The 16,966-nt window shown below is 70.3% G+C and carries 12 protein-coding genes; 5 read left to right on the top strand and 7 right to left on the bottom strand.

What is annotated here, in order from left to right; all coding sequences use genetic code 11:
- Positions 1-14: 14 nt before the first annotated feature.
- Positions 15-995, top strand: coding sequence for a UDP-glucose 4-epimerase GalE (gene galE, locus ACIPSJ_RS00125; protein ID WP_359221021.1), 981 nt, complete (start codon positions 15-17; stop codon positions 993-995).
- Positions 996-1,019: 24 nt separating this feature from the next.
- Here the strand turns inward: galE and ACIPSJ_RS00120 are convergent, their stop codons facing one another.
- The 3 genes from ACIPSJ_RS00120 to ACIPSJ_RS00110 all read right to left on the bottom strand — a co-directional run bounded on the left by ACIPSJ_RS00120 (position 1,020) and on the right by ACIPSJ_RS00110 (position 3,116).
- A complete protein-coding gene (locus ACIPSJ_RS00120) occupies positions 1,020-1,943 on the bottom strand; it encodes an RNA polymerase sigma-70 factor (RefSeq protein WP_359221023.1) in 924 nt (307 codons plus the stop codon).
- An 88-nt stretch (positions 1,944-2,031) separates the two neighbouring features.
- Positions 2,032-2,409, bottom strand: coding sequence for a DoxX family protein (locus ACIPSJ_RS00115; protein ID WP_359221025.1), 378 nt, complete (start codon positions 2,407-2,409; stop codon positions 2,032-2,034).
- A gap of 80 nt (positions 2,410-2,489) precedes the next feature.
- The gene (locus ACIPSJ_RS00110; protein ID WP_359221027.1) at positions 2,490-3,116 is read right to left on the bottom strand and encodes a TetR/AcrR family transcriptional regulator; all 627 of its coding nucleotides are present in this window, start codon (positions 3,114-3,116) and stop codon (positions 2,490-2,492) included.
- 374 nt (positions 3,117-3,490) lie between these two features.
- Between ACIPSJ_RS00110 and ACIPSJ_RS00105 the strand changes: the two genes are divergently transcribed.
- Both ACIPSJ_RS00105 and ACIPSJ_RS00100 read left to right on the top strand, forming a co-directional pair.
- Entirely contained in the window at positions 3,491-4,408 is a 918-nt protein-coding gene (locus ACIPSJ_RS00105; protein ID WP_359221029.1) for an ABC transporter permease, read from the top strand.
- 19 nt (positions 4,409-4,427) lie between these two features.
- A complete protein-coding gene (locus ACIPSJ_RS00100; RefSeq protein ID WP_401344504.1) occupies positions 4,428-5,297 on the top strand; it encodes an ABC transporter ATP-binding protein in 870 nt (289 codons plus the stop codon).
- Positions 5,298-5,393: 96 nt separating this feature from the next.
- Here ACIPSJ_RS00100 and ACIPSJ_RS00095 read toward each other — a convergent pair whose 3' ends face one another.
- The 3 genes from ACIPSJ_RS00095 to ACIPSJ_RS00085 all read right to left on the bottom strand — a co-directional run bounded on the left by ACIPSJ_RS00095 (position 5,394) and on the right by ACIPSJ_RS00085 (position 12,011).
- Complete coding sequence (locus ACIPSJ_RS00095) at positions 5,394-10,331, bottom strand: NAD-glutamate dehydrogenase (RefSeq protein WP_401342273.1); 4,938 nt, start codon at positions 10,329-10,331, stop codon at positions 5,394-5,396.
- A gap of 426 nt (positions 10,332-10,757) precedes the next feature.
- The gene (locus ACIPSJ_RS00090; protein ID WP_365692813.1) at positions 10,758-11,423 is read right to left on the bottom strand and encodes an HAD family hydrolase; all 666 of its coding nucleotides are present in this window, start codon (positions 11,421-11,423) and stop codon (positions 10,758-10,760) included.
- 75 nt (positions 11,424-11,498) lie between these two features.
- On the bottom strand, positions 11,499-12,011 hold the full coding sequence (locus ACIPSJ_RS00085; RefSeq protein ID WP_401342271.1) for a DUF6912 family protein: 513 nt from the start codon (positions 12,009-12,011) through the stop codon (positions 11,499-11,501).
- 326 nt (positions 12,012-12,337) lie between these two features.
- Between ACIPSJ_RS00085 and ACIPSJ_RS00080 the strand changes: the two genes are divergently transcribed.
- On the top strand, positions 12,338-12,799 hold the full coding sequence (locus ACIPSJ_RS00080) for an Rv3235 family protein (protein ID WP_401342270.1): 462 nt from the start codon (positions 12,338-12,340) through the stop codon (positions 12,797-12,799).
- A gap of 396 nt (positions 12,800-13,195) precedes the next feature.
- Here the strand turns inward: ACIPSJ_RS00080 and secA are convergent, their stop codons facing one another.
- The gene (secA, locus tag ACIPSJ_RS00075; RefSeq protein WP_359221039.1) at positions 13,196-16,042 is read right to left on the bottom strand and encodes a preprotein translocase subunit SecA; all 2,847 of its coding nucleotides are present in this window, start codon (positions 16,040-16,042) and stop codon (positions 13,196-13,198) included.
- A 324-nt stretch (positions 16,043-16,366) separates the two neighbouring features.
- Here secA and ACIPSJ_RS00070 point away from each other — a divergent pair, with 324 nt between their 5' ends.
- Positions 16,367-16,942: a GNAT family N-acetyltransferase gene (locus ACIPSJ_RS00070; RefSeq protein ID WP_401342268.1), complete on the top strand. Its 576-nt coding sequence runs from the start codon at positions 16,367-16,369 to the stop codon at positions 16,940-16,942.
- The last annotated feature ends 24 nt before the right edge of the window (positions 16,943-16,966 follow it).

The following is a 16,966-nucleotide window of genomic DNA, read 5'->3' as shown; positions in this document are numbered from 1 at the left end:
GGGGACCGCCACACATGACCTGGCTGATCACCGGCGGCGCCGGCTACATCGGGGCGCATGTCGTCCGCGCGATGACCGAGGCGGGCGAGCGGACGGTCGTGTACGACGACCTGTCCACCGGCATCGCCGAGCGCGTGCCGGAGGACGTGCCCCTGGTGACCGGCTCCACCCTGGACGGCGAGAGGGTCGCGCACGCCCTGGCCGAGCACGAGGTGACCGGGGTCGTCCATCTGGCGGCGAAGAAGCAGGTGGGCGAGTCGGTGGACCGTCCCCTGCACTACTACCACGAGAACGTCGAGGGCCTGCGCGTCCTCCTGGAGGCCGTGACGGAGGCCCGGGTCCCGTCCTTCGTGTTCTCCTCCTCGGCCGCCGTCTACGGCATGCCGGACGTCGACCTGGTGACGGAGGAGACGCCCTGCGTGCCGATGTCTCCGTACGGCGAGACGAAGCTCGCGGGCGAGTGGCTGGTCCGCGCGACGGGCCGGGCGACCGGCCTGTCGACCGCGTCGCTGCGCTACTTCAACGTGGCGGGCGCGGCGAGCCCCGAACTCGCCGACGTGGGCGTCTACAACCTCATCCCGATGGTCTTCGAGAAGCTCACGGAGAACGCCCCGCCGCGCGTCTTCGGCGACGACTACCCGACCCCGGACGGCACCTGCGTCCGCGACTACATCCACGTGGTGGACCTCGCCGAGGCCCACGTGGCCGCGGCCCGCGCCCTCCAGGCCGGCCCCGGCCGCGAGCTCACCCTCAACATCGGCCGCGGCGAAGGCGTCTCCGTCCGCGAGATGATCGACCGCATCAACACCGTCACCGGCTACGACCGCGCCCCGACCGTCACCCCCCGCCGCCCCGGCGACCCCGCCCGCGTCGTCGCCTCCGCGGACCGCATCACCACCGAACTCGGCTGGAAGGCCAAACACGACGTCCACGACATGATCACCTCAGCCTGGCACGGCTGGACCCGCCTCCACCCGGAAACGACCAGGGACTGAGCCGCGCCGGTTCGTGAGCTGCCGTCAGTCGCGGTCCCGGCGGGCCTGTTTGAGTTCCTCGGAGAGGGTCCAGGCGTCGGCGACGGGGCCGAGGTGGGCGAGTTTTTCGGGGTTGAGGACGAGACGGATGGCGTGGACGCGGCCGTCGAGGATGTCGAGGGAGAAGGTCTGGAGGGTTTTGCCGTCGCGGTCGCGGAAGACCGCGCCGGGCTGGCCGTTGACCTCGTGGGGTTCGCAGGTCACCTGGACCCGGGCCAGGACGGGGAAGACGGCGGCGAGGAGGCGGGCCACGTTCTGGGCGCCGGCGACCGCGCGGGCCAGCTGCGGGGCCTTGCCGCCGCCGTCGCCGACCAGGGAGACGTCGGCGGCGAGCAGGTCCTGGAGGGCGGCGACGTCGCCCTCGTGGAGGGCCTCGAAGAAGCGTGCGGCCAGTTCGTCGCGTTCCCGGCGGTCCGCCTCGAAGCGGGGGCGGCCCTCGGCCATGTGGCGGCGGGCCCGTGTCGCGAGCTGACGGCAGGCCGGCTCCGAGCGGCCCACGGCCGCCGCGACCTCGGGGAAGCCGAAGTCGAACACCTCGCGGAGGACGAAGACGGCGCGCTCCAGGGGGCTGAGGCGTTCGAGGAGCAGCAGGGCCGCCATCGAGAGCGAGTCGGCCAGTTCCGCCGACCGCTCCGGGTCCTCGTAGGGGTCGGCGAGCAGCGGCTCGGGGAACCACGGGCCGACGTACGCCTCGCGCCGGACGCGGGCGGAACGCAGTACGTCGATGGAGATCCGGGTCACCGCGGCCGACAGGAACGCCTTGGGCGACCTGACCTCCGTCGGTGAGGCCTCGAACCGCAGCCAGGTCTCCTGGACCGCGTCCTCCGCCTCGCTCACGCTGCCCAGGATCCGGTACGCGACCGAGAACAGCAGCGGCCGCAGGTCCTGGAACTCCTCGGTCTTGTTCATGTCCCGCTCCCTCCCCCTTCGATCCTTCGATCGTCCGAGCCTTCGGCCGTCCGGACCTTCGCCGCTTCGGCCCTTCGCCCTCTCGGCATCAGAACGCGCCGGGGCCGAACCGGCCCACCGCGACGGCCAGCGCGATCACGAGATAGACCAGGTTCAGGGCCACGAACGCCCGTTCGCCGCGCCGGCCGTGGGTGATCATCGCGCCGATCATCAGCAGGGTCCAGGCGGTGGCGGTCACCGGCACCAGGACCGGTGCGATGCCGGTGGCGGCCGGCAGGACCAGGCCCGCCGCGGCCAGGAGTTCGAGGACCCCCAGCGTTTTCACGAAGCCGTCTCCGACGGCACCGGTCCAGCCGCCGCCGTGGGCCGCGGCCAGCTTCTCCCGCGGCACGAACGTCTTGCTGATGCCACCGGTCAGGGCCACCGCGGCGAGCAGTCCGGCGGCGATCCACAGGGCGAGGTTCATCGTCCACTCCCAGGTCGAGGATGTCTGCGCCCCCTACGACGAGACGGCCGACCCGCCTGTGACATCCCCGGCCGAGTGGTTCACAGCGCCTTGAGCGCCTCCGTGGTCCCGCGGGCCAGCGCCCCCAGATAGCCCTTCGGCAGCTTCGGGGTACGGATCACCACCGAGCGCCAGTACAGCGGGCCGGAGATCAGGTCCATGGCCAGGTCGTCGTCGAGGTCGGCGGCGAGTTCGCCGCGCCGCTGCGCCGACTCGATGATCTTGCTGGCGACGCCCTCCTGGCCCTCGCGCAGCGTCTTCTGCATGGCCTCGGCGATCTCGGGGTTGCGGGCCGCCTCGGCCTGGAGGTCCGGGATGATCTGCGAGGCCACGGGGTGGCGCAGCGCACGGGACGTGACCTCGTACAGGAGCCGCAGGTCGCCCTCCAGGGAGCCGGTGTCGGGCACCGGCAGGCCCAGCACGGCGAGGGCGGAGACGACGTCGAGGACGAGGTGCAGCTTGGAGCGCCAGCGGCGGTAGACGGCGGTCTTGCCGACGCCCGCGCGGCGCGCGATGCCCTCGATGGACATCCGGGCGTAGCCGACCGCCGCGAGCTCCTCGAAGACGGCGGCCCGGATGGCCTCGGTCACGTCCTCGCGGAGGACGGCCGCCCCGGCGGGGGCTCGTCGGCGCGGACGCGTCTGGGACTCCTCGGCGTTCGTCGTCATGTCACCCAGCATAGGGGCGTAACGACGAAACGGTTGCGTCCCGACGGGTCACCGACACCGGGCCGCCACCCGATCGCCGCAACGCGGTCGCACTGAACACGCCCCAGCTCACCGCCGTACCCGAACACGCGCTCCACCCTTTCGCACAACGAATCGGTCGCGCCCCGACTTCGGAAGTGTCACGGCACACACGCACCCGTGACGACGAAACGGTTGCGTTCCGACGCCAACTCGGCCTACGCTCCCGTTGCGACGATACGGTCCCGTCCCGACGTAAGAAAACGTGAAGAGAAGCGTAAGGAAACTTCGGATGACGGGCCCGGCGCCCAGCCGGACGCCGCAGCACCCCCACCCCCCGAGTGAAAGCAGCGGATGTGACCCAGGTTCTCCACACACCGCCCCCGACTCCGGTCTCGGCCGAGGACGACCTCGCGGCGCTCGCCGCCCGGCACGGCCTCTCGGTCAGCGGCGCCCGTCCCACCCTGCCCCAGTACATCCGGCAGCTGTGGGCCCGACGGCACTTCATCGTCGCGTTCGCCACCGCCAAGCTCACCGCCCAGTACGCCCAGGCGAAGCTCGGCCAGGTCTGGCAGGTCATGACCCCGCTGCTGAACGCCGCGGTGTACTACTTCATCTTCGGCATCCTGCTGGGCACCAAGAGGGGCGTGCCGGACTACATCCCGTTCCTGGTCACGGGCGTGTTCATCTGGACGTTCACGTCGAGCTCGATCATGACCGGCACCCGCGCGATCGCCGGCAACCTCGGCCTCGTCCGCGCCCTGCACTTCCCGCGGGCCGCACTCCCGATCTCCTTCTGCCTCCAGCAGCTCCAGCAGCTGCTGTTCTCGATGTGCGCCCTGGTCGTCATCCTGCTCTGCTTCGGCGTGCCGGTGGCCGCCTCCTGGGTGCTGGCCATCCCGGCGCTGCTGCTGCAGTTCATGTTCAACACCGGCATGTCGCTGATCATGGCCCGCTGGGGCGCCAAGACCCCGGACATCTCCCAGCTGATGCCGTTCGTGCTGCGCACCTGGATGTACATCTCCGGCGTCATGTGGAGCATCGACAGGCTGACCGGCAACCACAAGGGGCTGCCGAGCTGGGTGGCACCGGTGCTCAAGGACAACCCGGCCGCCGTCTACATCGACCTGATGCGCTACTCCCTGATCGACAGCTTCCACTCCAGCCAGCTGCCGCCGCACGTATGGCTCGTCGCGACCGGCTGGGCCGTGGTCGTCGGGGTCGGCGGGTTCATCTACTTCTGGAAGGCTGAGGAGACGTACGGCCGTGGCTGAGAACCTGAGCGACACCCCCATGGACGAGACACCCGTCGAGCGTGAGCCCCGCATCGTGAGCGACATCCCCACCGTCGTCTGCGACGGCGTCGACATCGTCTACCGGGTCAACGGCACCGGAGCCGGACGCGGCTCCGCCACCGCCGCCCTCAACCGCATGCTGCGCGGCAAGAAGCGGACCGAGAACGCGGCGGGCGTCCGCAAGGTGCACGCGGTCAAGAACGTCTCCTTCGTCGCCTACAAGGGCGAGGCGATCGGCCTCATCGGCACCAACGGCTCCGGCAAGTCCACCCTGCTCAAGGCCGTCGCCGGCCTGCTCCCGGTGGAGAACGGCGCCATCTACACCGACGGCCAGCCCTCCCTCCTCGGCGTCAACGCGGCCCTGATGGGCGACCTGACCGGCGAGAAGAACGTCTACCTCGGTGGCCTCGCCATGGGCATGTCCCGCGAGGAGATCAAGGAGCGCTACCAGGACATCGTCGACTTCTCCGGCATCAACGAGAAGGGCGACTTCATCACCCTCCCGATGCGGACCTACTCCTCGGGCATGGGCGCCCGGCTGCGCTTCTCCATCGCCGCCGCCAAGGACCACGACGTCCTGCTCATCGACGAGGCCCTGGCCACCGGTGACGCGTCCTTCCGGATGCGGTCCGAGGAGCGCATCCGCGAGCTGCGCCAGCACGCGGGCACGGTGTTCCTGGTCAGCCACAACAACAAGTCCATCCGCGACACCTGCGAGCGGGTGCTCTGGCTGGAGCGCGGGGTGCTGCGCATGGACGGCCCCACCGAGGACGTCCTCGCCGAGTACGAGGCCTTCACCGGCGACAAGTCCGACAAGACCAAGGCGAAGCCCAAGGCGAAGCCGAAGGTCGCCCCGTCTCCCTCCTGACCGGGACCTACGACAGGAAAGGCGCCCCGGGCCGTCATGGCCCGGGGCGCCTTTCCTGTCGTACTGCCTCCTGCTCGTGACTACCGCGCTGTACGGCTACGAGTGCGTGCGCAGCAGCGTTCGCATCGTCCGCATGGCCACCGACAGGTTGGCCAGGTCGAAGGAGTCCGAGCTGCGGATCTCCTCCAGGGTGGCCCGGGCCCGGCCCAGGATCGCCGAGTTCTTCTGCTCCCAGGCCGCGTAGCGCTGCTCGGGCGTCGAGGTGCCGTTGCCCACGGCGAGCACGTCGGCGGTGAGCATCGCGTGGGCCGCGTACAGGTCCTCGCGGATGGAGGCGCGGGCCATCGACTGCCAGCGGTCGGCGCGCGGGAGCTCGATGATGCGGTCCATCAGCTGGGTGACGCCGAGCCGGTCGGCGAGGTCGTAGTAGACCTCGGCGACATCCAGCGGTTCCCTGCCCATGCGGTCGGCCACCGAGACGATGTCCAGCGCCGGGAAGGCGGAGGAGAAGCCGGCCACCCGGGTCGCCAGCTCGTCCGGGACACCGGACGCGGACAGCTCGTCGTACACGTGCTGGTACCACTCCGCGTCCGCGCCGCGCAGCAGCTTGGGCAGCTGCTGCCAGACCTGTTCGACCCGCTCGGAGAAGAAGTCGACGGTCTCGGCGAGCTCCAGCGGCTGCGGGCGGTTGTTGAGCAGCCAGCGGGTGCCGCGCTCGACCAGACGGCGCGAGTGCAGCCGGATCCGGGTCTGGACGGCCGCGTCGACCCTGTTGTCCAGTTCCTCGACGCCGTCCCACACCGGGGCGGAGCGGAAGATCGCGCGGGCCGCGGTCTGCGCCCGGACGATCTCCTCCAGGGAGGCCCCGGTCTCCTCGCGGAGCCGGTGCAGATACGTCGTACCACCGGTGTTGACCGTGTCGTTGACCAGGACCGTGGTCGTGATCTCGCGGCGCAGCGGGTGGCTGATGAGCGCGGCGGCGAACTGCTCGCGCAGCGCGGTCGGGAAGTAGGCGTGCAGCAGGCTGCTCAGGTACGGGTCGTCCGGCAGCGAGGTCGCCAGCAGCTCGTCGGCGACGGTGATCTTCGTGTACGCCAGCAGGACGGCCGTCTCCGGGCCGGTCAGGCCCTGGCCGGTGCCGATGCGCTCGCGGATCTGGCGGTCCGTGGGCAGGAACTCCAGGGCGCGGTCGAGGTGGCCCTCGCGCACCAGGTGGCGCAGGAAGCGCTGCTGGGCGTGGAGCATGTCCTGGGACTGGGCCAGCGCGTTGGCGATCGCCACGTTCTGCGCGTAGTTGTTGCGCAGCACCAGGGCGCCGACCTCGTCGGTCATCTCGGCGAGCAGCTTGTTGCGCTGCTTGACCGTCATGTCGCCGTCCGCGACCACACCGTTGAGCAGGATCTTGATGTTCACCTCGTGGTCCGAGGTGTCCACGCCCGCGCTGTTGTCGATGGCGTCGGTGTTGATCTTGCCGCCCTGGCGGGCGAACTCGATCCGGCCGAGCTGGGTCAGGCCCAGGTTGCCGCCCTCGCCGACGACCTTGACGCGCAGGTCGGCGCCGTCGACGCGGATGGCGTCGTTGGCCTTGTCGCCGACGTCCGCGTTCGACTCGGTGGACGCCTTGACGTAGGTGCCGATGCCGCCGTTCCACAGCAGGTCGACCGGTGCCGCCAGGATCGCCTTCATCAGCTCGGCCGGGGTCACCTTGGCGACCTTGTCCTCGATGCCGAGGGCCTCGCGGATGTGGCCGTTGACCGGGATGGCCTTGGCACTGCGCGGGAAGATCCCGCCGCCCGCCGAGAGCAGGTCCGTGTCGTAGTCGCCCCAGCTGGAGCGGGGCAGCTCGAACAGGCGGCGGCGCTCGGCGTAGGAGGTGGCCGCGTCCGGGTTCGGGTCGATGAAGATGTGCCGGTGGTCGAAGGCGGCGACCAGCCGGATCTGCTCGCTGAGCAGCATGCCGTTGCCGAACACGTCACCGGACATGTCACCGATGCCGACGACCGTGAAGTCCTCGCTCTGGGTGTCGACGCCCAACTCCCGGAAGTGCCGCTTCACGGACTCCCAGGCGCCGCGCGCGGTGATGCCCATGCCCTTGTGGTCGTAGCCCGCGGAGCCGCCGGAGGCGAAGGCGTCGCCGAGCCAGAAGTTGTAGCTGCCGGCGACCTCGTTGGCGATGTCGGAGAACGTCGCCGTGCCCTTGTCGGCCGCGACCACCAGATAGGTGTCGTCCTCGTCGTGCCGGACCACGTCCTGCGGGGGCACGATCTCGCCGGCCACCATGTTGTCGGTGATGTCGAGCAGCGCCGAGATGAACGTCTTGTAGCTGGCGATGCCCTCCGCGAGCCACGCGTCCCGGTCCTTGCCCGGGTCCGGCAGCTGCTTGGCGACGAAACCGCCCTTGGCGCCGACCGGCACGATGACGGTGTTCTTCACCATCTGCGCCTTGACCAGGCCGAGGATCTCGGTGCGGAAGTCCTCACGCCGGTCCGACCAGCGCAGACCGCCGCGCGCGACCTTGCCGAACCGCAGGTGCACGCCCTCGACACGCGGCGAGTACACCCAGATCTCGTACGCCGGGCGGGGCGCCGGGAGGTCGGGGATGGCCTGCGGGTCGAACTTCATGGAGACGTAGGAGTGCGGCCTGCCGTCGACCGTCTCCTGGAAGAAGTTGGTGCGCAGTGTCGCCTTGATGACGGTCAGGAAGGACCGCAGGATGCGGTCCTCGTCCAGCGAGGCCACCTGGTCGAGCGCCGCGTCCAGCTCCTCCAGCAGGGCGTCGGTGATCTCCAGGCCGGCCTTCTGCCGGTCCGGCGACATCCGCGCCTCGAAGAGGGAGACCAGCAGCCGGGTGGTGTGGACGTTGTGGCGGAGCGTGGTCTCCATGTAGTCCTGGCTGAACGTGGAGCCGGCCTGCCGCAGGTACTTGGCGTACGCCCGCAGCACCATCGCCTGCCGCCAGCTCAGCCCGGCGCTCAGCACCAGCGCGTTGAAGCCGTCGTTCTCCGCCTGGCCGGTCCAGGTCGCCGCGAAGGCGTCCTGGAACCGCTCGCGGCCGTCCTCGCCGAGGTAGTCGCCGTTCGCGCTGCCCTGGACCTTCGGCACCCGCAGGCCGAAGTCGTAGATCCAGGCGGTCGTCCGGTCCGCGCAGCGCAGTTCGTACGGCCGCTCGTCGATCACCTCGACGCCGATCCGGTTGAGCACCGGCAGCACGGCCGACAGGGAGATCGCCGCGCCCTTGCGGTAGATCTTGAAGCGGCGCTCGTCGGGGGCGGCGCCCACCGGCTCGTAGAGGCTGAGCGCGAAGTCGTTGCCCTCCTCCTCGGTGAGCCGCTCCAGGTGCACGAGGTCGGCGACCGCCGCGCGCGGGGTGTGGTCGGCCTTGTAGCCCTCGGGGAAGGAGTTGGTGTACTTGCGCAGCAGCTCGGCCGCGCGCTCCTCGCCGCACTCGGCGTTGAGCGCCTCACCGAAGGCGTCGGCCCAGGAGCGGGCCGCCTCGACCAGGCGGGCCTCGATGCGGTCCTTGTCGGCGTCGGACAGCTCGGGCAGCTCGGTGCCCTGCGGGACGCGGACGACGAAGTGCAGTCGGGAGAGGATCGACTCGGTGTTCCAGGCCGTGAAGTCGACGCTGGTGCCGCCGAGCTCCTCCTTCAGGATGTCGATGATCCGCAGCCGGACGCCGGTGGTGTAGCGGTCCCGGGGGAGGTAGACGAGGGCCGAGTAGTAGCGGCCGTACTCGTCCTGCCGCAGGTACAGCCGCAGCCGGCGGCGTTCCTGCAGGTAGAGGACGCTGGTGACGATCGACTCCAGCTCGGGGACCGGGGTCTGGAACAGCTCGTCGCGCGGGTAGGTCTCCATGATCTGGAGCAGGTCGCGGCCGTCGTGGCTGTTGGGCGAGAAGCCGGCCCGGTCCAGCACCGCGTCGACCTTGCGGCGGATGACGGGCACCCGGCGCACCGACTCGGTGTAGGCGGCGGACGAGAACAGACCCAGGAAACGCCGCTCGCCGACCACGTTGCCGTCCGCGTCGAACTTCTTGACGCCGACGTAGTCCAGGTACGACGGCCGGTGCACGGTCGACCGGCTGTTCGCCTTGGTCAGCACCAGCAGCTTGTGCTCGCGGGCCTTGGCGCGCGCGTCGGCCGGGAGCCGCTCGAAGGAGGGGCTGACCGGGTGGCCCTCCTCGCCGGCGTGCTGCGGGTCGGAGCGCAGGATGCCGAGGCCGGTGCCGGGCACGGCGGCCAGGGAGTCGTCCTCGCGGAGCTGGTACTCGCGGAAGCCGAGGAAGGTGAAGTGGTCGGCGGCCAGCCAGCGCAGCAGCTCGCGGGCCTCCTCGACCTCGGGGCGCGGCAGGTCGCCGGGCACGGGCTCGTCACCGAGTTCCTCGGCGATACGGGCGGCGGCCTCCCGCATCTTCTCCCAGTCCTCGACGGCCTCGCGGACGTCGGAGAGCACGCGCAGCAGGTCGGCGGTGATCTGCTTGAGGTCCGAGCGGTCGGTCTCGCGGTCGATCTCGACGTGGATCCAGGACTCGACGTGCGCGTCGTGCGGCAGTTCCCCGTCCGTGGCCGGGGTCGGCAGCACCTCGATCAGCTTGCCGGTGAGGTCGCGGCGGACGACGAACTGGGGGTGGATGACGACGTGGATACCCCGCCCCTGCCGGGTCAGCTCATTGGTGACCGAGTCGACGAGGAACGGCATGTCGTCGGTGACGACCTCCACCACGGTGTGGCTGCAGGTCCACCCGTTCTCCTCGACGGTCGGGGTGTGGACCCGGACGTTGGCGGTGCCCTGCGGACGGGTCTCGGCAAGACGGTAGTGCGAGACGGCGGCGCCGAAGACGTCGACCGGGTCGCGGTCGGCGAGGTCCTCCGGTGCGGTGTGCAGGTAGTAGCGCTGGAGGAACGCGAACACGGACTCCTGGTCCGCCTCTCCCGTCGTCCCAGTCGGTAGGTGCCCCCCTGCCGGGCTGTTCTCAGCTACCCGGGCGGCCCGATCGAGCAGCTCGGCCTTGGCTTCGTCCAGCTTGGTCTGCATTGTCCTCTGGCTCCTGTCGCGCGCCATTGCGTGACGTAGAAGGAAGTACGGGCTCTTCCCCCTGCGGCTCGACGCCACGGCCGGGGTGTCCGGTCTGCTCCGACGCTATGCCGCAAGGTGAGATGAGCGGGGGGTATTGAGCCATATTTGAGCTGCTCCGCAGGTGTGATGCTGCTCTCGGCAGCGCCCCTGCCAGGGCCGCTTTCGGCGCCCTCCGCCCGGGAAGACCAGCGACCGCCGCCCGGTCACGGAGGTGTTCCGTGCTCACCGGGCGCAGGGCAGGGGCGGTGACGCCCCCGCGAACTATCGCGCTGATCACGCCACCAGGCTATCGCTCCCCACCCGGGGCCCGTCATGAGCCGTATGTGTACAAAACAGGGGGGCGAACTTTGACACTCTGCACAGGGACGGCGGCCCCGAGGAGGCTTACGCCACCATCCGCTCCGCTTCCTCGACCGCCTCCGCCAGCGAGTCCACCACCGGGACCCCGACCTCCTCCAGGCTCGCCCGGCCGTGCGAGCCCCCGGTGTACAGCACCGCCTTCGCGCCCACGGCGTGCGCCGCCACCGCGTCGTCCGCCGCGTCCCCGATCACCACGGTCCGCCCCGGCTCCACGTCCCCCAGCTGCCGCAGATGCCGGACCATGTGCTCGGCCTTGCTGCCCCCGGACGGCCCGACCCGGCCCTCCACCCGTACGAAGTGCGGCTCGATCCCGAACCCCCGCACCAGCGGTACGAGTTCGTCGTGCACGTACATGCTCAGCAGCGACTGGCTGCGCCCGGCCGAACGCCACCCGGCCAGCAGCTCGGCCGCCCCGTCGGTCAGCCCGCACAGACCGCGGTGCTCGGCGTAGTAGCGGTGGAAGATCACGTCCATGACCTCCCACTCGGTGTCCGTCGGCAGCCGCCCCATCAGCCGCTCGTAGAACCTCGGCACCGGCACGCAGTACAGCGCCCGGTACTGCTCCAGTGTGATCGGTGCCAGGCCCAGCTCGGCCGAGGCCGCGTTCGTCGCCCCGATGATCGCGTCGTTGTCGTGGAACAGCGTGCCGTTCCAGTCCCAGACAATGTGTGCGCTGTCGTGCTTCCCCATGCCAAAACGCTACCCGCCGCCACTGACAATCAAGACCGCGGGTGCGTCACCGCAGGTCACACACGCCCCGTCGGCTCAGTCGAGCCCCATCAGGTTCGGGATCTCCTGCGTGGCGTACCAGAGCAGCTCATGGTCCTCGGCCCCGTCCACGACGAACTGGGCGTCGTCGTCCCCGCCGTCCGCCGCCGCCAGCGCCCCGGCCGCTGCAGTCACGTCCTCCTCCGCGTCGTCGGAGTCGACGTGCACTGCGGCCGCCTTGGCCAGCGCGACCGTGCCGGTCACCCGCACCTCGCCCAGCGCCGCCGGGTCGAGCCCGCGGTCCGGGTCGGCCGTCGCCGTGCCGTCGGGGACGTCCACGGCCACCACGACCCGGCGTCGCGCCGCATCCGGCTCTGCGGCCAGCAGCCGCAGCGAGGCCAGGGCGGCCCGGTTGAGCGCCGCGTACTCCAGTTCCTCCACGTCGTCGGAGAGGTACCACTCGCGCAGCGCCGGCGTGACGGCGTAGGCGGCGAACGGACCGGTCCCCAGCTCGCCCGTCTTGTGCGCCTCGGCAAGCCCGGAGAGGGTCAGGGGGACATAGACGCGCATGCTGGCCGCTCTTTTCTCGACTCTTCGACTCCGCGGGTCCCCCGAAGGTCCTGACGCCTCCTGGAGGGCCTTCAGGATACGTGCGGGCGTCCCCTTTCGGGTCCCGGGCGGTGACGCCGGGAGCGTCCACCCGGCACCCTCCGATTCACCCGGTGCCGGCCGCCGTCCGACCGGGTCCGGGCGCCCCGGATCACTCGGATAGGTGAACATTCCCGGGCCCCCGACACGGGCCGCAGACGCCTTGCTGCCGCCGTCCCGGCCCCCGTACAAGATCCCCGACCGCAAGTTACCGCCCGGTACTCCGGGCCCGTCGAACGGGGATCCCCATGAACAAGGTCATGACCAGGACCGCCCAGCTCCGCCCGGGCACCCGCCCGCCCGGCCGCCGGGACTCCCGCCGCCCCGGAACGCCCTCGTCCCGCAGGCCGCTCACCCCTCCGGCGGCCCCGCCGAGCCCCCGCCCCACGGACCTCTTCGCGGAGCGCCTGCTGGCCGTCCTCAGCGGCCGCCGGCCCGTCCACTGGATGCTCCGGCACACCGCGGGTCCCGCCTACGACGATCTGGCCCGCCTCGCCGAACGCGGCCCCCTGCGCACCCGCGGCGCCGACCCGGTCGTCCGCGACATCGGCTACTACGTCCCCCGCACCGGCGCCCTGGAGGTCTTCGCCCGCATCGCCGCCGGCGACCAGCTCCGCGCCATGGCCTTCCGCCTCGAACAGGGCCCGGACCTCCGCTGGCGCTGCACGGCCGTAGAACTGGGCGGGCCCCGAGCACCGCGCGGCAGCTAGGGGTTGGGCCGGTCCGGGGGGCCAGGCCCTCCTGGGAGGGGCTGGCCCGGTCTCAGGGGAGGCTGGGCCAGCATCCTAGGAGGCTGAGCTTTGGGCGGTCCTAGAAGGAGGCTGGGCCGTCCGGCAGGCGCGGGAGGGCCTTGTGGCAAGCCTGAGAGGGCTCGGCGTGGTCAGATCCCGGAGAAGCCCTGAGCTAGCCACAGAGGACCCGCTGGACAAGCCGAGGGAGGCTGGGCCGGGCAAGCCACAGAAGGCCAGCCGGCCGAACCGAAGAAGGCTGGGCCGGGCAAGCCACAGAAGGCCAGCCGGCCGAACCGAAGAAGGCTGGGCCGGGCAAGCCGAAGGGCCGGCCCCCCCTCCGGGGTGACCGGCCCTTCCGACGTGGTGGTGTCGCCGTCACTTCCTGCGGCGGCGGCTGCCCTTCGCCTGCTTGCGGCGCTCCGCTCGGGTCAGGCCGTCCGCCTCGGAGCGGGCCGGCTCCTCGTCGTCGTAGGTGAAGTCGCCCTCGACGAGGCCGCCCTCTCCGTCCACGGTGGCCGCGGAGAAGTGCATGCCCCGACGCTGCGGCGCCTCCAGGCCCTTGGCGCGGATCTCGGGACGGGAGCCCGCCTGGGCCGGCACCGCGTCCTGGACGCTGTCGGAAACCGCCTCGGTGTCCTCGACCGGGACCTCCTCGACCTGCTGCTCGACCTGGACCTCCAGGTTGAACAGGTAGCCGACGGACTCCTCCTTGATGCCGTCCATCATGGCCGTGAACATGTCGAAGCCCTCGCGCTGGTACTCGACCAGGGGGTCCTTCTGGGCCATCGCGCGCAGGCCGATGCCCTCCTGGAGGTAGTCCATCTCGTAGAGGTGCTCACGCCACTTGCGGTCCAGGACCGACAGCACGACGCGGCGCTCCAGCTCCCGCATGATCTCGGAGCCGAGCTGCGACTCGCGGGACTCGTACTGCTCGTGGACGTCGTCCTTGATGGACTCGGAGATGTACTCGGCGGTCAGGCCCGCGCGGTCGCCGGCCGCCTCCTCCAGCTCGTCGACGGTGACCTTCACCGGGTAGAGCTGCTTGAAGGCGCCCCACAGCCGGTCGAGGTCCCAGTCCTCCGGGAAGCCCTCGGCGGTCTCCGCGCCGACGTACGCGTCGATGGTGTCGTCCATGAAGTGGTGGATCTGCTCCTGCAGGTCCTCGCCCTCCAGGACGCGGCGGCGCTCGCCGTAGATGACCTCGCGCTGCCGGTTGAGCACCTCGTCGTACTTCAGGACGTTCTTACGGGTCTCGAAGTTCTGCTGCTCGACCTGCGACTGCGCGGACGCGATCGCACGGGTCACCATCTTGTTCTCGATCGGCACGTCGTCCGGCACGTTCGCCATGGACATCACGCGCTCGACCATCTGGGCCTTGAACAGGCGCATCAGGTCGTCGCCGAGGGAGAGGTAGAAGCGGGACTCGCCGGGGTCGCCCTGACGGCCGGAACGACCGCGCAGCTGGTTGTCGATCCGGCGCGACTCGTGCCGCTCGGTACCGAGGACGTAGAGCCCACCGAGCTCCTTGACCTCCTCGAACTCGGCCTTGACCGCCTGCTCGGCCTTCTCCAGGGCGGCGGGCAGCGCCTGCGCCCACTCCTCGATGTGCTCCTCGGGGTCGAGGCCGCGCTGGCGCAGCTCCGCGTCGGCGAGGTCCTCGGGGTTGCCGCCGAGCTTGATGTCGGTACCACGGCCGGCCATGTTGGTGGCCACCGTGACGGCGCCCCGGCGGCCGGCCTGCGCGACGATCGTCGCCTCACGCTCGTGGTGCTTGGCGTTCAGCACCTCGTGCTGGATGCCGCGCTTGGAGAGCTGCTGCGAGAGGTACTCCGACTTCTCGACGGAGGTCGTGCCGACCAGGATCGGCTGGCCCTTCTCGTGCTTCTCCGCGATGTCGTCGACGACCGCCTCGAACTTGGCGACCTCGGTGCGGTAGATCAGGTCCGACTGGTCCTTGCGGACCATCGGCCTGTTCGTCGGGATCGGGACCACGCCGAGCTTGTAGATCTGGTGGAACTCGGCGGCCTCGGTCATGGCCGTACCGGTCATGCCGGACAGGCCGGGCTGTTCCTTGCCGTTGTGGTCGTGGCGCTTGTAGAGGCGGAAGAAGTTCTGCAGGGTGATCGTGGCGAGCGTCTGGTTCTCGTCCTTGATGTCCACCCCTTCCTTCGCCTCGATCGCCTGGTGCATGCCCTCGTTGTAGCGGCGGCCGGCGAGGATACGGCCGGTGTGCTCGTCGACGATCATGACCTCGCCGTCGAGGACGACGTAGTCCTTGTCCTTCTTGAAGAGCTCCTTCGCCTTGATGGCGTTGTTCAGGTAGCCCACCAGAGGGGTGTTCACCGACTCGTAGAGGTTGTCGATGCCCAGCCAGTCCTCGACCTTGGAGACGCCGGACTCGTGGATGGCGACCGTGCGCTTCTTCTCGTCGACGTCGTAGTCGCCGGTCTCCTCCTCGCCCTTGAGCGGGTTGCCCGCCTCGCCCTTCTTCAGGCGCAGGACCAGCTTGGCGAAGTCGCCGTACCACTTGGTGGCCTGGTCGGCGGGGCCGGAGATGATCAGCGGCGTACGGGCCTCGTCGACCAGGATGGAGTCGACCTCGTCGACGATGGCGAAGTTGTGGCCGCGCTGGACGAGCTCGTCCTGGGCCCACGCCATGTTGTCGCGCAGGTAGTCGAAGCCGAACTCGTTGTTCGTGCCGTACGTGATGTCGGCGGCGTACTGCTCGCGGCGCTGGGCCGGGGTCATGTTGGCGAGGATGCAGCCGACCTCGAGGCCCAGGAACTTGTGGACGCGGCCCATCATCTCGGAGTCGCGCTCGGCCAGGTAGTCGTTGACCGTGATGAGGTGCACGCCCTTGCCCGACAGCGCGTTGAGGTACGCGGGCAGGGTGCCGACGAGGGTCTTGCCCTCACCGGTCTTCATCTCGGCCACGTAGCCGAGGTGAAGGGCCGCGCCGCCCATGATCTGCACGTCGTAGTGACGCTGGCCGAGGGCGCGCTTGGCGGCCTCGCGGACGGTCGCGAACGCCTCGGGAAGCAGGTCGTCGAGGCTCTCGCCGTCTTCGTAGCGCTGCTTGTACTCATCGGTGAGGGCCCGCAGCTCGGCGTCGGAGAGGTCGACGAAGTCCTCTTCGATGGAGTTGACCTGGTCCGCGATGCGGTGCAGCTTGCGCAGGATCTTGCCTTCGCCTGCACGCATGATCTTCGAGAGGACGGACACGGGGGTTTGTCTCCTTGCCGGTCGGGCCTGGGACGGTCGGTTTCCATTGGACGTACTGAGCAACGGCCATCGTATGCGAGGACCCGGGCGCGCCGGGAGGCCTGTCGGCCCGAGGACCGTCCACCGCTTTCCTGAGGGCCCTCTGAGCCCGTTTCGTATGACCGGTCCGGGTGGTCGCAGGTTGTCTGCCGCTTCACAGGGGACAACGGCCGGGCCCCGCGGATAGTGCCGCGCCGGGGCGAGGAATTGCGCGAAATGTGATCACGCGCTCACAGACCGCGAAACACATGGCGCCCCGGACACCCGGGCGAGCAGAATCGGCCGATGGAACCCGTCACGCTCACCACCCCGCGTCTGCTGCTGCGCGCGGTCGGCCCGCAGGACACCGACGCGGTGTACGCGGCCGTCCAGGACCCCGACATCCAGCGCTGGACGACGATCCCCTCGCCCTATCTCCCGGAGCATGCCCGCAGCTTCACGGAGCAGATGGTCCCCGACGGCTGGACCGAGGGTTCGATGTTCACCTTCGGTGTCTTCCTGCCGGCCGGGGAACTGGCCGGGATGCTCGCCCTCACCATGCGCTCCCTGGGCGCGGCCGAGGTGGGCTTCTGGACCGCCAAGGAGCACCGCGGCCACGGCTACACCACCGAGGCCACCCGCGCGGCCGCCCACTGGGCCTTCACGCGGATGGCGATCGACCGGGTCGAGTGGCGTGCCGAGGTCGGCAACCACGGCTCCCGCGGGGTCGCGGAGCGCGCCGGCTTCACCATCGAGGGCACACTGCGCTCCTCCCTCAACAACAAGGGCGTACTGCGCGACTGCTGGGTGGGCTCCCTGCTGCCCTCGGACCTGGGCCTGCCCTCGGCCGCGCCCTACCTGCCGGCCCCTTCGCAGGGCTGACGTCCGAGCCATAGTCCCAGTTCA

Origin of the sequence: Streptomyces sp. NPDC090088 (assembly GCF_044747345.1) — a bacterium.
Classification (GTDB): domain Bacteria; phylum Actinomycetota; class Actinomycetes; order Streptomycetales; family Streptomycetaceae; genus Streptomyces.
This window is presented reverse-complemented; position numbering and strand designations above follow the sequence as displayed.

Excerpts from the sequence above, each read along its gene's own strand:
- ACIPSJ_RS00095 (WP_401342273.1), bottom strand. The coding sequence starts at position 10,331 with ATGCAGACCAAGCTGGACGAAGCCAAGGCCGAGCTGCTCGATCGGGCC.
- ACIPSJ_RS00070 (WP_401342268.1), top strand. The coding sequence starts at position 16,367 with ATGGAACCCGTCACGCTCACCACCCCGCGTCTGCTGCTGCGCGCGGTC.
- ACIPSJ_RS00080 (WP_401342270.1), top strand. The coding sequence starts at position 12,338 with ATGAACAAGGTCATGACCAGGACCGCCCAGCTCCGCCCGGGCACCCGC.
- ACIPSJ_RS00115 (WP_359221025.1), bottom strand. The coding sequence starts at position 2,409 with ATGAACCTCGCCCTGTGGATCGCCGCCGGACTGCTCGCCGCGGTGGCC.
- ACIPSJ_RS00085 (WP_401342271.1), bottom strand. The coding sequence starts at position 12,011 with ATGCGCGTCTATGTCCCCCTGACCCTCTCCGGGCTTGCCGAGGCGCAC.
- ACIPSJ_RS00120 (WP_359221023.1), bottom strand. The coding sequence starts at position 1,943 with ATGAACAAGACCGAGGAGTTCCAGGACCTGCGGCCGCTGCTGTTCTCG.
- ACIPSJ_RS00090 (WP_365692813.1), bottom strand. The coding sequence starts at position 11,423 with ATGGGGAAGCACGACAGCGCACACATTGTCTGGGACTGGAACGGCACG.
- ACIPSJ_RS00100 (WP_401344504.1), top strand. The coding sequence starts at position 4,428 with ATGGACGAGACACCCGTCGAGCGTGAGCCCCGCATCGTGAGCGACATC.
- galE (WP_359221021.1), top strand. The coding sequence starts at position 15 with ATGACCTGGCTGATCACCGGCGGCGCCGGCTACATCGGGGCGCATGTC.
- ACIPSJ_RS00110 (WP_359221027.1), bottom strand. The coding sequence starts at position 3,116 with ATGACGACGAACGCCGAGGAGTCCCAGACGCGTCCGCGCCGACGAGCC.